Annotated in this window: 18 protein-coding genes; 3 read left to right on the top strand and 15 right to left on the bottom strand. The window is 67.4% G+C overall.

Annotated features, from left to right (window positions below):
* Nucleotides 1-461: 461 nt before the first annotated feature.
* The 6 genes from ABD260_RS04225 to ABD260_RS04200 form a co-directional block, all read right to left on the bottom strand.
* Nucleotides 462-2,225 (bottom strand): proline--tRNA ligase, encoded by a 1,764-nt coding sequence (locus ABD260_RS04225; protein WP_344231967.1) that lies wholly within the window; start codon nt 2,223-2,225, stop codon nt 462-464.
* A gap of 134 nt (nt 2,226-2,359) precedes the next feature.
* Entirely contained in the window at nt 2,360-3,184 is an 825-nt protein-coding gene (locus ABD260_RS04220; RefSeq protein ID WP_344231966.1) for a GNAT family N-acetyltransferase, read from the bottom strand.
* Nucleotides 3,185-3,232: 48 nt separating this feature from the next.
* On the bottom strand, nt 3,233-4,489 hold the full coding sequence (locus ABD260_RS04215) for an MFS transporter (RefSeq protein ID WP_344231965.1): 1,257 nt from the start codon (nt 4,487-4,489) through the stop codon (nt 3,233-3,235).
* 21 nt (nt 4,490-4,510) lie between these two features.
* Entirely contained in the window at nt 4,511-5,008 is a 498-nt protein-coding gene (locus ABD260_RS04210) for a GNAT family N-acetyltransferase (RefSeq protein ID WP_344231964.1), read from the bottom strand.
* The gene (locus ABD260_RS04205) at nt 5,005-5,652 is read right to left on the bottom strand and encodes a VOC family protein (protein ID WP_344231963.1); all 648 of its coding nucleotides are present in this window, start codon (nt 5,650-5,652) and stop codon (nt 5,005-5,007) included. Before ABD260_RS04205 ends, ABD260_RS04210 begins: the two co-directional genes overlap by 4 nt.
* Complete coding sequence (locus ABD260_RS04200; RefSeq protein ID WP_344231962.1) at nt 5,649-5,813, bottom strand: ribbon-helix-helix domain-containing protein; 165 nt, start codon at nt 5,811-5,813, stop codon at nt 5,649-5,651. Before ABD260_RS04200 ends, ABD260_RS04205 begins: the two co-directional genes overlap by 4 nt.
* A gap of 53 nt (nt 5,814-5,866) precedes the next feature.
* On the opposite strand from ABD260_RS04200, the gene ABD260_RS04195 reads away from it, so the two are divergent.
* Both ABD260_RS04195 and ABD260_RS04190 read left to right on the top strand, forming a co-directional pair.
* Nucleotides 5,867-6,073 (top strand): hypothetical protein, encoded by a 207-nt coding sequence (locus ABD260_RS04195; RefSeq protein WP_344231961.1) that lies wholly within the window; start codon nt 5,867-5,869, stop codon nt 6,071-6,073.
* A 30-nt stretch (nt 6,074-6,103) separates the two neighbouring features.
* Nucleotides 6,104-6,343: a nuclear transport factor 2 family protein gene (locus tag ABD260_RS04190; RefSeq protein ID WP_344231960.1), complete on the top strand. Its 240-nt coding sequence runs from the start codon at nt 6,104-6,106 to the stop codon at nt 6,341-6,343.
* Nucleotides 6,344-6,407: 64 nt separating this feature from the next.
* Here the strand turns inward: ABD260_RS04190 and trxA are convergent, their stop codons facing one another.
* The 9 genes from trxA to ABD260_RS04145 form a co-directional block, all read right to left on the bottom strand.
* Nucleotides 6,408-6,743, bottom strand: coding sequence for a thioredoxin (gene trxA / locus ABD260_RS04185; RefSeq protein ID WP_344231959.1), 336 nt, complete (start codon nt 6,741-6,743; stop codon nt 6,408-6,410).
* A complete protein-coding gene (locus ABD260_RS04180) occupies nt 6,736-7,107 on the bottom strand; it encodes a MerR family transcriptional regulator (protein WP_344231958.1) in 372 nt (123 codons plus the stop codon). The genes trxA and ABD260_RS04180 overlap by 8 nt, the downstream gene beginning before the upstream one ends.
* A gap of 66 nt (nt 7,108-7,173) precedes the next feature.
* Nucleotides 7,174-7,722: a nucleosidase gene (locus ABD260_RS04175; RefSeq protein ID WP_344231957.1), complete on the bottom strand. Its 549-nt coding sequence runs from the start codon at nt 7,720-7,722 to the stop codon at nt 7,174-7,176.
* 2 nt (nt 7,723-7,724) lie between these two features.
* The gene (locus ABD260_RS04170; protein ID WP_344231956.1) at nt 7,725-8,147 is read right to left on the bottom strand and encodes a PIN domain nuclease; all 423 of its coding nucleotides are present in this window, start codon (nt 8,145-8,147) and stop codon (nt 7,725-7,727) included.
* Nucleotides 8,144-8,395, bottom strand: a complete 252-nt coding sequence (locus tag ABD260_RS04165) for a DUF2191 domain-containing protein (RefSeq protein WP_344231955.1) — start codon at nt 8,393-8,395, stop codon at nt 8,144-8,146. The genes ABD260_RS04170 and ABD260_RS04165 overlap by 4 nt, the downstream gene beginning before the upstream one ends.
* 88 nt (nt 8,396-8,483) lie before the next feature.
* Nucleotides 8,484-9,635, bottom strand: a complete 1,152-nt coding sequence (ispG, locus tag ABD260_RS04160) for a flavodoxin-dependent (E)-4-hydroxy-3-methylbut-2-enyl-diphosphate synthase (protein ID WP_344231954.1) — start codon at nt 9,633-9,635, stop codon at nt 8,484-8,486.
* 27 nt (nt 9,636-9,662) lie between these two features.
* Complete coding sequence (locus ABD260_RS04155; protein WP_344231953.1) at nt 9,663-10,970, bottom strand: M50 family metallopeptidase; 1,308 nt, start codon at nt 10,968-10,970, stop codon at nt 9,663-9,665.
* A complete protein-coding gene (dxr, locus tag ABD260_RS04150) occupies nt 10,967-12,199 on the bottom strand; it encodes a 1-deoxy-D-xylulose-5-phosphate reductoisomerase (RefSeq protein ID WP_344231952.1) in 1,233 nt (410 codons plus the stop codon). The genes ABD260_RS04155 and dxr overlap by 4 nt, the downstream gene beginning before the upstream one ends.
* A 47-nt stretch (nt 12,200-12,246) precedes the next feature.
* Nucleotides 12,247-13,080 (bottom strand): FHA domain-containing protein, encoded by an 834-nt coding sequence (locus ABD260_RS04145; RefSeq protein ID WP_344231951.1) that lies wholly within the window; start codon nt 13,078-13,080, stop codon nt 12,247-12,249.
* Between the two features lie 79 nt (nt 13,081-13,159).
* On the opposite strand from ABD260_RS04145, the gene ABD260_RS04140 reads away from it, so the two are divergent.
* Nucleotides 13,160-13,852, top strand: coding sequence for a type 1 glutamine amidotransferase (locus tag ABD260_RS04140; protein WP_344231950.1), 693 nt, complete (start codon nt 13,160-13,162; stop codon nt 13,850-13,852).

The following is a 13,852-nucleotide window of genomic DNA, read 5'->3' as shown; positions in this document are numbered from 1 at the left end:
AGGCAGGCGCGAGCGGGCCGGCGTGGCGGGCCGACACGAGTAGGTGGGCGCGCCGGGCCGGCTTGGGTGGACCGGCGCGAGCGGGTGGGCGTGGGCGGGAGGTTGTCGGGTGGCTCGGGTTGGGCGGGTGGGGTGGGGCGGGGTGGGCAGACGACAGGTCCCCACCTGGGGGTGGCCTGGGTGGGGAGCTGAGGTGCTTCGGGGATGTGGTTAGCGGCTGGATCGGCACCTGGTGGTGGGGGGAGCCAGTGCCGGCACAGGCAGTGTCCGCCGTACGCGGCGACGGACCGTGCTGCCGGCCGCCGGTGCCGGCAGGTGGTACCGGCTGGCACCGGCCGCCGGTGCCAGCCGCCGGCACCACCCGCCGGTGCCGGCTGGTGGTGTCCGTAGCTGGTGCCGGTGTGCGGGAGGTGATGGGTGGTGCGGTGGGTGGGCGGGGGCGCGTGGTTCGGTGGAAGGGGTTACGCGCGGACTGTGGTTACCAGGTGGGTGGTGATTTCGGTGACGGGGACGTCGGTGCGGGTGCCGGTGCGGCGGTCTTTTACTTCGATGGTGCCTTCGGCTAGGCCCTTGCCTACTACGGCGATGGTGGGGATGCCGATGAGTTCGGCGTCCTTGAACTTGACGCCCGGGGAGACCTTTTCACGGTCGTCGTAGATGACCGACAGGCCCTGGGACTCCAGCCCGGCGGCCAGTTCGGCGGCCTTGGTGAAGATCTCGGGGTCCTTGCCGGTGGCAACGAGGTGTACGTCGGCGGGTGCGATTTCGCGGGGCCAGACCAGGCCGAGGTCGTCGTGGTTGCCTTCGGCGATGGCGGCGACCGCGCGGGTGACGCCGACGCCGTACGAGCCCATGGTGACCGTGACCAGCTTGCCGTTCTGGTCGAGGACCTTCAGGTCGAGAGCTTCCGCGTACTTCCGGCCGAGCTGGAAGATGTGGCCCATCTCGATCCCACGCGCGGTCTCCAGCGGGCCGGAACCGTCCGGTGCCTGATCGCCGTCGCGCACCTCGGCCGCCTGGATCGTGCCGTCGGCCGTGAAGTCACGCCCGTGCACCAGGTTGATCACGTGGAAGCCGGTCTTGTTGGCGCCGGTCACCCACGCCGAGCCCTCGGCCACCCGCGGGTCCAGCAAGTACCGGATGCCGGAGGTGTTGTCCTTGCCGAGCACACCCGGGCCGATGTAGCCCTTTGCCAGCGACGGGTGCTTCTCGAAGTCTGCCTCGTCGAACGCGACCAGCTCGGCCGGCTCGACCTGGGCGCCGAGGCGCTTCTCGTCGATCGCCCGGTCGCCCGGCACGCCGATCGCGAGCGGCTCGCGGGTACCGTCCGGGTGCAGCAGCATCACCAGTATGTTCTTCAGCGTGTCAGCGGCGTTCCACTCCCGGCCGTCGGTGCGCGCGTGCTTCGCGTTCAGCGCGTCGACCAGGGTGTCGATGGTCGGCGTGTCCGGTGTGTCCACGACCTCGGCGGCCGGCACGGCCGATGCGTCCACCGGCGCGGACTGCGGCACCACGACCGCTTCCACGTTCGCCGCGTACCCACCCGGCGAGCGGACGAAGGTGTCCTCACCGTTCTCGGCGATCGCCAGGAACTCCTCCGAGCGCGATCCGCCCATCGCGCCGGACATCGCCTTCACGATCACGTAGTCGAAGCCGAGCCGGTCGAAGATCTTGATGTACGCGGCCCGGTGCGCCTCGTACGACGCCTCGAGCCCTTCGTCGTCGACGTCGAACGAGTACGAATCCTTCATCACGAACTCACGCCCGCGCAGTACGCCGGCCCGCGGCCGTGCCTCGTCGCGGTACTTGTTCTGGATCTGGTAGATCGACAGCGGCAGGTCCTTGTACGACGAGTACAGGTCCTTCACCACCAGGGTGAACATCTCCTCGTGCGTCGGGCCGAGCAGCATGTCCGCGCCCTTGCGGTCCTTCAGCCGGAAGATGTTCGGCCCGTACTCGGTCCAGCGGCCGGTCGCCTCGTACGGCTCGCGCGGCAGCAACGCCGGGAAGACCAGCTCCTGCGCGCCGATCGCGTCCATCTCTTCCCGGACGATCCGCTCGACGTTGCGCAGCACGCGCAGGCCGAGCGGCAACCAGGTGTAGACACCGGGTGCGGCCCGGCGGATGTAACCGGCGCGGACGAGCAGCTTGTGGCTCGGGACCTCCGCGTCCGCCGGGTCCTCGCGAAGGGTGCGGAGGAACAACGACGACATACGCAGAATCACGGGAATCTCCAGGCGTGCGGCAAAGGGCAAAATCAATGGACGTCAAAGAGAATATCCGTCCGGCGGCAATGGTCTCACGTTATCCACAGCCCAATCGCTACCGGGCCGGGCTCCGCACCGGCCCGGACAGGATCTCAGAACAGAATCGTCGCGAACGTCTCCACGGTCCGGAACCCGACCCGCTCGTAGGCTGCTCGCGCGGGCAGGTTGAACGCGTTCACGTACAGCGTCACCACCGGAGCGATCTGCCGGGCCAGCTCCACCACGGCCGCCATCCCGGGCGCCGCCAGCCCGCGCCCGCGGTACGCCGGATCGACCCAGACGCCCTGGATCTGGCACACCCCGGTCCCGACCGAGCCGACCTCGGCCTTGAACACGACCCGTCCCTCCTCGATCCGCGCGAACGCCCGCCCGGCCCGGATCAGCTCCGCGACCCGCGAACGGTAGAACGTTCCATCGGGCCCGGTCTGCGGCGGTACGCCGACCTCCTCCGTGTACATGGCGACGCACGCCGGGTACAGAATCGGCAGCTCGACCGGCTCGACCGCCCGGACCAGCGGATCCGGAGTGATCTGCGGCAGTCCCTCGATCACCATGAACGGCTGGTCGTCACGCACCTCACGCGCCGGACCCCACTGCGGCTCGAGGATCTGCCACAGCTGGTCGACCGCGCGGGCCTGGCCGAGGATCTGGAAACAGTTCCGCCCGCGGCGCAGCGCGTACGCGGCGAACGCCCGCAGTGCGGCATCGTCGGCGCCGACCGGCACCATGTTCCCGCCCGCGTGGCACAGGGCCTCCAGCGCACCCTTCTCGACGTACCCCCAGACCTCCGCGCCGCGTCGCGGGTCGAGTCCGGACGCCTGCACCAGGCTGTCGACGAACACATTGACCACCGGATCGCGAGCGATGACCGCGCGCGCCGCCGCGAGGTCGCGAGGACCGAGAACCCGTACGCCCACGCGCAGAACCTAGCGGATGTTTGCCCACTCCGGGTAAAGCAGGGCCGGTCAGGCGACCTCGGCAGCGTGCCCGGCCGCGATCCGGCGTAGTGGTGACGTCCACGCGACCACTACCCCGGCGAAGCCGCACAGCCCCATCAGCATCATCCCGGTCCGCGGGCCGTACGCGGTGCCGAGTACGCCACCGAGAACCGCGCCGAGCGTCGCGCCGACGCCCCAAGACAGCATCCGGCCGGCTGTGTTGACGCGGCCGAGGAGATGCTCCGGAGTCACCTGTTGGCGGTACGAGATCGCGTTGACGACCACCATCACGTACGCCGAGCCCCAGATCAGTAGGGCGAGCGCAGCGACGATCCAGTGCGGTGCAAGTGGCGTGAGTACGCCCAGTAGAGCTGACATGGGCAGTGCGTACAGGGTGATTGCCGCGGGCGACATCCGCTTCAGCAGTCGCGGCAGGCTCACCGCGGCGATCAGACCGCCGATCCCCCACGTACCCCAGACGAGTCCGAAGCGCAGTCCGGACGTACCGATGTCCAGTACGCGGTCGCACCACACCACGATCAGCGACATGAAGCCGCCGCCTGTGAACGACTGCACGCCGCCAACGATGGTCATGGTGCGTACGCCCGCGTGGTGCACCAGGTAGCTGATCCCGTCGCCGATGTCTCGCAGTACTACCTTGACTCGCAGTGGTGGGCGGCCGTCGCGAGTCTCCGACAGCGCCCTGACGATCCCCCGGACCGCGAACGCCGACGCTGCGAAACTCAACGCGTCCAGAGCAAGCAGACTGGCCGGATCGACTGCTGCAAGCAACAGACCGGTCAGAGGCGGTACGAACAGCTCAATCAGACTCGAGGCTGTCCAGACGGCTGAGTTCGCCTGTGCGACACGGGCTCGGCCGACTAGCACTGGCAAGGCCCCGAAGTTCGCACCGTCGAAGAACGTGTAGACGGCTTGCACGGTGAATGCGACTACTAGTACCTGCGCGACTGTCAGTACGCCGAGTAGATGCGCTACTGGCACTGATCCGACTAGTACCGCGTTAACGGTGTCCGCAGTGACCATGACGCGCCGCCGGTTCCACCGATCCGCCAGTGCGCCTGCGAACAGACCAGCTACCAGGTACGGCGCAGACTCCAGTGCTGTGACCACCGCAGTAAGAACAGTCGACCCACTGAGCCGGTACACCAGCACAGGTAGCACGATCGCCGTCACCATCGACCCTGTCACCGACAGGGCGCGCGCCAGCCAGTACCGCCGGAAGTCCGGATCGTCACGCAGCCGGTCGGCCGCCACCGCAGTCATGGGCGGAATCTTGCAACTTCATCACCTGTTGAGGTCAAGGCTCATCCAGGTCACATCAGCACCGAGATCCCGGTCCGGCGTACGGCGTGGTGTGCCGAAGCCCCGTGAACGGTAGAACGCGATCGCCTTCTCGTTGGTGACCAGAACGTTCAGGAGCAGCTCCGGCGTACTTTCGGGGAGTGCTGCGATCGCGGCGTTGAGCAGTGCTTTGCCGGCACCGGCTTTCTGGTGAGTAGGTAGGACGTAGAGCTTCCACATCACCCAGAAGTCCTCTTGCTTGCCCAGACCGACCATGCCGACCACTTCGGCGCTAGCTGTGCCATTAGTGATGTCGGTGGCGACCAGCGTGATGCCGTCGGTGATGCCCCGTTCTACGGCTTCCAGTGACCACCACTTGGCCAGGCCGTCGGCAATGAAGTCGTCTGGGACCAGCCCGGCGTACGCGACCGGCCAGGTGGTCAGACCGATCTGGCGCACGGCGTTGGCATCGGCGAGCGTGGCGCGGCGTACGGCGATCATCCGTGCACCACCACGAGCTGACCGTCCGGGTCGGTGATCTGGAGGGTGTTGCCGGTCCGGGTGACTGGCAGGTCGGTGAGCCGGTTGTGTACGTCGGTGAGGTCCTCTGTGGTGGTGAGCTCCAGCCCAACCGCAAACTGACCAGTAGCCGGCCCGAACCGCACGGGCAGCTCGGACAGCTCGAGGCCGAGGCCGTTGAGGAAGCGGCGCCAGGGCGGCTGCTCTGCACCGGTCAGTGCTGGTGTGACCGACCAGCGGTCGTCGGGGCGTGCGTCGTGCAGCTTGTACCCGTACAGGTCGTCGGAGCGCTGGTCGATCCAGATCACCACGCCGTCCGGGGCAGTCACCGACAGCACTCGCCCGTACGCCTCGTCGAACACGGTCCCGTCGACGAACCCGAGTTGTTCGAGCCGGTCCTGCACCGCGTCGAGGTTGTCCGCCTCGAACGACAGGGACGTCCCGGGCTTCCCGCCGGTCGAACTGGTCGCGGCGTCGTGCAGCCCGACCATGCCGCGGCCGGCCAGCATGTCGACCCAGCCGCCCCGCTCGGACTCGATCCGCGACCGCAACCCCAGCCGCTCCAGGAACGCACGCATCGCGTCCACGTCGGTCGTGAACCGCAACGGCCTGATCACCACGCTCATCCGCGGGCCTCCCCATGGTTGTCCAGGTACTCCGCCAGCGCCTGCTCGACCAGCGCGGACAGACTCGCCCCGTCGTCGATCGCCTTGTGCTTCACCCGCCGCACCAACTCCGGCGGCAAATACACGTTGAACTGCACCTTCTTGCCACCACCATCCACCATGGCTATATTGCTAGCATCCTAGATAGCTGGCGGTCAACCGGACAGGAGTTGCGATGAACCTTCGCTTCGATCACCTCGGGCTGCTCACCGACACCCGGGAGAAGAACCAGGACCTCGCCGACTTCTTCTCCGGTGTCCTCGGGCTCGAAGTCTCCGGTGCCGCGAGTGAGGGATATGCGGAGGTGAAGGCCGGTGCGATGCCCGCACGGCGTTCTCGTCGAGTTGTACAAGTTCGTCGACTAGGACTGGGGCTGCCCTAGGGGGCGGCGACGATAGGGGGCGGAGAGCTGTTGGAGCTCGAGGAGCTGTTGTGGAAGGCGAATCGCGAGGGGGACGGAGACTTCTATCAGGAGTACTTGCGGGACGACACCATCGCGGTCGACGGCAACACGGCGATCGTCACGTACCACGTCGAGGTCACGGTCGTTGTGGATGGCAACGAACAGCAGTTCCCGTCGTACGCGAGCACCGTGTGGACGAAGGCCGGCGGTAAGTGGCTGGTGGCGTTCCATCAGCAGACGGCGCTGTGAATATCAGTACGACGTAAGCGGCCGGCGCCTGCGAATGAACGCGGACGCCGGCCGAGTCGCCGTACTAAACAGCAGCAAGTAGGGCGTCGTCCAGTTCCTTGAGGAGTCTGGCCTTGGGGCGGGCGCCGACCACTGCCCAGATCATCTCGCCGTGGTGGAACAGGATGAGGGTCGGCATCGCCATCACCCGGTAGCGGGCGGCGATCGCCGGGTGTTCGTCGGCGTTCAGCTTCACCACGGTCAGCTGGTCCTTGCGCTCGGCACCGATCTGGGCGAGTACGGGCGCGATCTGGTGGCACGGCGGGCACCACTCGGCCCAGAAATCGACCAGGACGGGCTTGCCGGAGCGCAGCACCACCTCGTCGAAGGTGGCCTCGTCGACGGCGCGCAGGTCAGTCATGGTTGGTTCTCCTCCAGCTCTCGGCATCGGTCAGGAGGCCGGTCAGCCGGGATCGCAGCGCGGTCAGCTCCGCGATCCGGTCGTCCACTTCGGCGATCCGGGTCCGGTACGCGGTCAGCGACGCCGGGCAGACGTCCGCGCGGTCGTTCCCGGCGCGCAAACACTCGATGAACGGGTACGTCTGTTCAGCCGTCAGTCCGAGGCTCAGCAACGCTTTCACCTCGCGTACGACCAGTACGTCGTCCGACTCGTACGCCCGGTACCCGTTGGACTCCCGCCGGGGCTTGAGCAGCCCCTGCGACTCGTAGTACCGCACCGCTTTGACCGTCACACCGGCCGCGGCCGCCAGATCACCGATCCGCATCCCGCCTCCTTCACCCCGACGCTAAACCTTGCCCCCAGGGTCAAGGTCAAGCCAGGATACGGCCAGTCAGCGGATGTAGCCGGCCACCCACTCCCCCAGCACCTTCGCGCTGGCGTCGACCTGACCGGGCCAGTCCAGCGCGGATTCGTCGGCGGCGTCGGACACGTGCTTGATCACTCTCACCGGTACGCCATGCTCGCGACAGGCATACACAACCGCGTACGCCTCCATGTCGACGAGATGCGCCCGCTCCGCCAGCCGCGCCCGCACCGCCGGGTCCGTGACGAACACATCCCCCGACGCCAGCACCGTCCCATCACCACCGTCGACCGCCAGCTCCTCCCGCGGATCAAGCCCGATCGCCCGCAGCGCGTCGCCGTTCACGTCGTGATTGATCACGGTGCTCGGAAAGTACAGCCCGGCAAGCCCGTCGCGCAGCGCGCCAGTAGTACCAACGTTCAGCACCACGAGATCCGCAGTATCCCGCCCCGCCAACGCCCGACTGACCGCCACCGCGGCCGCCGTCTTCCCCACCCCGGTAACCACCACCGGCACCCCCGCCGGCACATACCGAGCCTCCCCAGCAACCGCACTAACCACCAAATACTCAGCCACCGTCAGAGCGACCCCTTCGGCACAACCCACTCGACAGCCTGCCCGGTAACCTTTGCAATCCGGTCGTAGTCCTCGTCGTAGTGCAACACGGTCAACCCAGCCAACTCGGCGGTCGCCGCGATGATCAGATCAGGCAGCCGGAACCCCCGGTGCTGACTCTTCTTCGCAAGCATGCGGTGCACATCGAGGGCCCGGTCCATCGCCTCTGCGTCGACGTCTTGCCACCGCTGCCCGTGCAGGTTTGCCCACATTCGCTCGTACGACTTCGGGTCCGGCGCGTTGTTCAGGCATTCGAGAAGCACCATCTGGCACAGCACGATCCGGCCCTCGATAAGCAAGGTGTCGAAGCGATGCCGGACCGATTCGTCGCGCCCGCGGAGGACGACCACCGAGGTGTCCACCACGTAGGCGGCGCCGGCCATCATGCGATGCGATCCTCTCGAGCCTCTTCCACCAGCCTGCTGAGGTCGCGGCCGCCGTAGCGCCACGCGTCGGCCGACCCGCTCAGATCGAGCTCGATCTCGTCTAGAGTCGCGATCAGATCCTTTGCCCGCTTCCGCCGGGCGAGCTCGTGGAGGGCGGCGTTGATGGTTTCGACCTTGCTTTCGGTGCCCAGCTCGGCGCGGGCAGCCTCCAGCCACTCATCGTTCACGTCTACCGAGATGCGCGTCATAGCACCCAGGGTACACCAAGAAAGCGTTGCTGATGGTGCAGTTATCTGGCGTTCAACTGCACCATCGCGGCCGGCAACTTGGTGCAGTTCAGCTGACTGTGACGGTGGGTTGGCCGGGGTCGGTGGGGGTTTCCATTGTCTCGGCGATGCGCATCGCTTCTTCGATCAGGGTTTCGACGATGGCGGATTCCGGGACCGTTTTGATGACCTCGCCCTTGACGAAGATCTGGCCCTTGCCGTTGCCGGAGGCTACGCCGAGGTCGGCTTCGCGGGCCTCGCCGGGGCCGTTCACCACGCAGCCCATGACGGCGACGCGGAGTGGGACCTCCATGCCCTCGAGACCGGCGGTGACCTGCTCGGCGAGGGTGTAGACGTCCACCTGGGCGCGGCCGCAGGACGGGCAGGAGACGATCTCGAGCTTGCGTTCGCGCAGGTTCAGCGACTGCAGGATCTGCAGCCCGACCTTGACCTCCTCGACCGGCGGCGCGGACAGCGAGACCCGGATGGTGTCCCCGATCCCCTGCGACAGCAGCGCCCCGAACGCGACCGACGACTTGATCGTGCCCTGGAACGCCGGCCCGGCCTCGGTGACGCCGAGGTGCAGCGGCCAGTCGCCGCGCTCGGCCAGCATCTGGTACGCCTGCACCATCACGACCGGGTCGTTGTGCTTGACCGAGATCTTGAAGTCGTGGAAGTCGTGCTCCTCGAACAGCGACGCCTCCCAGACCGCCGACTCGACCAGCGCCTCCGGCGTCGCCTTCCCGTACTTCTCCAGCAGCCGCTTGTCCAGCGAACCCGCGTTCACGCCGATCCGCAGCGACGTACCGTGGTCCTTCGCCGCCTGGGCGATCTGCTTCACCTGGTCGTCGAACTTGCGGATGTTCCCCGGGTTCACCCGGACGGCCGCACAACCGGCCTCGATCGCGGCGAACACGTACCCGGGCTGGAAGTGAATGTCCGCGATCACCGGGATCTGCGAATGCTGCGCGATCTCGGCCAGCGCGTCGGCGTCCTCCTGGCGCGGGCAGGCGACCCGGACGATGTCGCAACCCGCGGCGGTCAGCTCGGCGATCTGCTGCAGCGTCTTGTTGACGTCGTTGGTGGGGGTCGTGGTCATCGACTGCACCGAGACCGGCGCGTCGCCGCCGACCAGCACACTGCCGACCTTGATCTGGCGGGTCTTGCGGCGCGGAGCGAGGGTCGGAGGCGGCAGCGCGGGCATGCCCAGGTTGATGCTCATATTTCCTTACCAGTGTGAGGTGAGAGGTCAGCCGTTGAAGAGTTTGATCGGGTTCACGATGTCCGCGATGACGAGCAGGACGCCCATCACCACGATCACGCTGGCCGCCACGTACGCGATCGGGAGCAGCTTGGCGACGTCGACGTACCCGGGGTCCGGCCGGCGGAACAACCGGGCCAGCCCGCGCCGGATGCCCTCCCAGATCGCGCCGAGCATGTGCCCGCCGTCCAGCGGCAGCAGCGGGATGAAGTTGAACAGGGCAAGGAACAGGTTCAGCGCGGCCAGCAGGGACACCAGCGCGGCGCCCTTCTGGGCGGTGGTCATGCTGCTGGACGCGACCTCACCGGCGACCCGGCTGGCACCGACGATGCTCATCGGGCTGTCCTGGTCGCGCTTGCCGCCGACGATCGACTTCGCCACCCCGACCAGTTTCTCCGGGAACTTCCCGAGCGCCTGGACGGTGCCGACGGTCAGCTTGCCCATCTGGTTGACGACGAAGCCGAAGTCCTGCCGGACCACCTTCTCGGTCGGCGAGATGCCGAGGAAGCCGACCGACACCAGCTTGTCCGAGGTCGCGCTCTCCTGGACCTGGTTGACGATCGTGTGCGTGGTCAGCGTCTTCTGCGCGCCGTTGCGCTCGACAACGATCGTCGCGGGCTTGTCGGTGTTGGCGCGGATCAGCGGGGTGAGCTGGTCCCAGCTGGTGATCCGGGTGCCGTTGAAGGAGAGGATCTTGTCGCCGACCTGGAAGCCGGCCTCCTTGGCCGGCGACAGCTTGTCGGTGTCGGTGCACTTCCGGTTCGCCGAAGCCTGGCTGGCCGGGACGACGCAGTCGGTGACGGTGGAGACGGTGGTCTGCGCGACCGGCGTCCCGTACATCATGTAGAGGCCGCCGAACAGGACGAACGCGATCACCACGTTCACCAGCGGGCCGGACGCCATCACGATCAGCTTCTTCCACCAGGCCTTCTGGTAGAAGAGCCGGCCGTCGTCCTCGGCCGAGATCGTCTCGTACTCGGCCGAGCGCGCGTTCTCGATCATCGACTGGATCGGGCCGGTGTTCGCCTTCCGGATCTTGGTCGGGTCCTGCCCCTTGGCCGGCGGCATCATGCCGACGATCCGGACGAACCCACCGGCCGGGATCGCCTTCAGCCCGTACTCGGTCTCGCCGCGCTTGACCGACCAGACGGTCCGCCCGAAACCGGCGAAGAACTGCGTGACCTTCATCCCGAACGCCTTGGCCGGGAGCATGTGGCCGAGCTCGTGCAACGAGACCGAGATCAGCACCCCGGCGACGAAGAGCACGATGCCGACGATGGTGAGAAGCACGCTCATGCTCGCTGGTTCTCCTGGCTGCTGTCGGTGGTGTCCGTGGTGTCAGTGATTTCGCGCGCCCGCTGCCGGGCCCACGCGTCCGCGGCGAGTACGTCGTCGACGGACAGTTCCACATACGAGGGTACGTCGTGCTCGGTCACCACCTGGGCAACTGTGTCGACGATCGCCAGGAACGGCAGCCGGCCGTCCCGGAACGCCTGCACGCAGACCTCGTTCGCCGCGTTGAACACGGCCGGCGCGGTACCGCCGCGGGTACCCGCCTCGCGGGCCAGCCCGACCGCCGGGAACGCCGCGTCGTCGACCGGCTGGAAGGTCCAGCTGCTCGCCGCGGACCAGTCCCACGGCGGCGATGCGTCCGCTATCCGGTCGGGCCAGCCGAGCCCGAGCGCGATCGGCACCGTCATCGTGGGTACGCCCACCTGGGCGATCGTGGACCCGTCGTAGAACTCGACCATGGAGTGGATCGCCTGCTGCCGGTGGATCACCACGTCGATCCGGTCCATCGGAATCCCGAACAGCAGGTGGGCCTCGATCAGCTCCAGCCCCTTGTTCACCAAGGTGGCGGAGTTGATCGTGACCACCGGGCCCATCGCGAAGTTCGGATGGTGCAGGGCTTCGTCGACGGTCACGTTCTCCAGCTCGCTCCGCGGGCGGCCGAGGAACGGTCCGCCACTCGCGGTGAGCAGGAGCTTACGGACCTCATCCGGCGTACCGCCGCGCAGGCACTGGGCGATCGCGCTGTGCTCGGAGTCGACCGCGACGATCTGGCCCGGCTTGGCCCGGCGGGTGACGATCGGGCCGCCGATCACCAGCGACTCCTTGTTCGCCAGCGCGAGCGTGTTCCCGGCGTCCAGCGCGGCCAACGTCGCGTGCAGGCCGACCGAACCGTTGATGCCGTTCAGTACGACGTCGCACGGCATCGCCGCCAACTCGCTGGAAGCATCCGGCCCGGTGACGATCTTGGGTATCCGGAACTCACCCTGCGCGTACCCCTTGCGCTGCGCCTCCGCGTAGAACGCCAGCTGCAGGTCCTGCGCCACCGTCGCCTTCGCCACCGCGACGACCTCGACCCCGAACTCCAGCGCCTGCTCCGCGAGCAGAGCGACGTTGTCGCCACCGGCGGACAGCGCGAGGACGTGGAAGCGGTCCCGGTTGCGCCCGATGAGCTCGAGCGCCGTGGTACCGATCGAGCCGGTCGAACCAAGAATGACGACACTTCGGGAGTTCACGGCGCCATTGTTCCAGGTGCACACCGATCGTGACGATCCCGGTGCGGTCAGCCGACGTACAGGCGGAACGGCAGGCCGCCGAGCCGGATCTCGTCGCCGTCACCGGCCATTGCGGTGTCAATCGGTTGGCCGTTCAGCTGGGTGCCGTTCGTGGAGCCGAGGTCGCGCAGCTCGTAGCTGGTCGCGTCGATCCGTAGCAGCTCCGCGTGGTGGCGACTGATCTCGGGGCGATCCAGGATCAGATCGCAGTCCGGTGCGCGGCCGATGCGTACGAGGTCCAGCACCGGTACTACCTCGCCGTCAGGTCCGACGAGTACTGGCTGTGGTCCGGTCTCCAGTGCCGCGGCGATCTCAGCCACACCGGCAGTGCGGATCGGCAGCGAAACGATCAGGTCGTCGCCCTTGTCCACATGCAGGTTGTGCTGCGCGCCGTACGCCTGGAGCAGGTCGTTCTTCTCGTCGACGACCACTACGGAGACGTGGTAGTACCCCGGCGGGAGTTGCGCGTACGCCGCTGAGCCCAGGGTCGTCGTCAGCACAATGGCGTCGTACTCCCGGTGGCTCACATCGGTGATCGTGATCAGCACCGGGTTGTTGGCAGTGAGATGCGCCTCCGCACCGGTGTCCCCCGGTGTGAACTCCACAGTGAGCATCGGCGCCGGCCGGATCTCGTCGAGCCCTACCAAGCGACCGATTGCCGGCACAGTGCCGACAGGGACGGACAGGGGTACGTACTGCCCGTGCGACCGCACTAGTACATCCAGCTGCGGGCGCGGGACACCGCGGCGCCGGGCGAGCAGGTACGCGTTCACGACGCCCTTGCCGAAGATGAAGGCGACATCTCCGACCACAGCACGGACAAATCCACTGACAGGCTCCATCGGCACCCCCAGTGCATCAGTATCCAGGAATCGCGACTTCGGTACGGCGGTGCCCGGTGTGCCGCCGTACGGTTGCCCAGTGACTACCGTGCTGATCGTCGAGAACGACAAAGACAGTGGCCCCGGCAGACTGCTCGACTGGCTGGACGAACGCGGCATCGCGCCGGTCGTGATCCGGGCCTGGGACGGCGAACCGGTACCGGCGACTGTGGACGGTCATGCGGCGCTGATCCTGCTCGGCGGCGGCATGCTCCCGGACGAGGACGAGCGGTCCCCGTGGCTACCTGCGGAGCGGGCGCTGCTGCGCAATGCACATGGTCAGGTGCCAGTACTAGGGATCTGTCTCGGCGGGCAGCTGCTAGCGCACACCTTCGGTGGTGAGGTACGCGGTAAGCACGGCCTCCCGGAGAAGGGTGTGACCCAGCTAGCTGTCCTACCAGCCGCTGCGGACGACGAACTGCTTGCAGGTCTACCGCCCACGGTGCGAGCAGTGGAGAGCCACCAGGACCAGATCACTCGGCTGCCGGCGGATGCGGTGCTGCTGATGTCCAGTGAGCGCTGCACCAACCAGATGCTGCGCATCGGCCGCAGTTGGGGTACGCAGTTCCACCCGGAGGTCACTGCGGAGCGAGTACGGCGCTGGGCACCGGAGCGGCTGCGCTCACTCGGCTTCGTACCAGAGCAGGTCGCAGCGGACGCGGAGCAGTACGCCGCCGAGTTGGACAAGACGTGGTCGGCCGTCTTCCACCGCTTCCTTGACCTGATCGACTGA

The sequence above is a fragment of the Kribbella hippodromi genome, from assembly GCF_039531045.1.
Classification (GTDB): Bacteria; Actinomycetota; Actinomycetes; order Propionibacteriales; family Kribbellaceae; genus Kribbella; species Kribbella hippodromi.
Note: the sequence above shows the minus strand (reverse complement) of the source record. Positions and strands in the feature narration are given on the sequence as shown.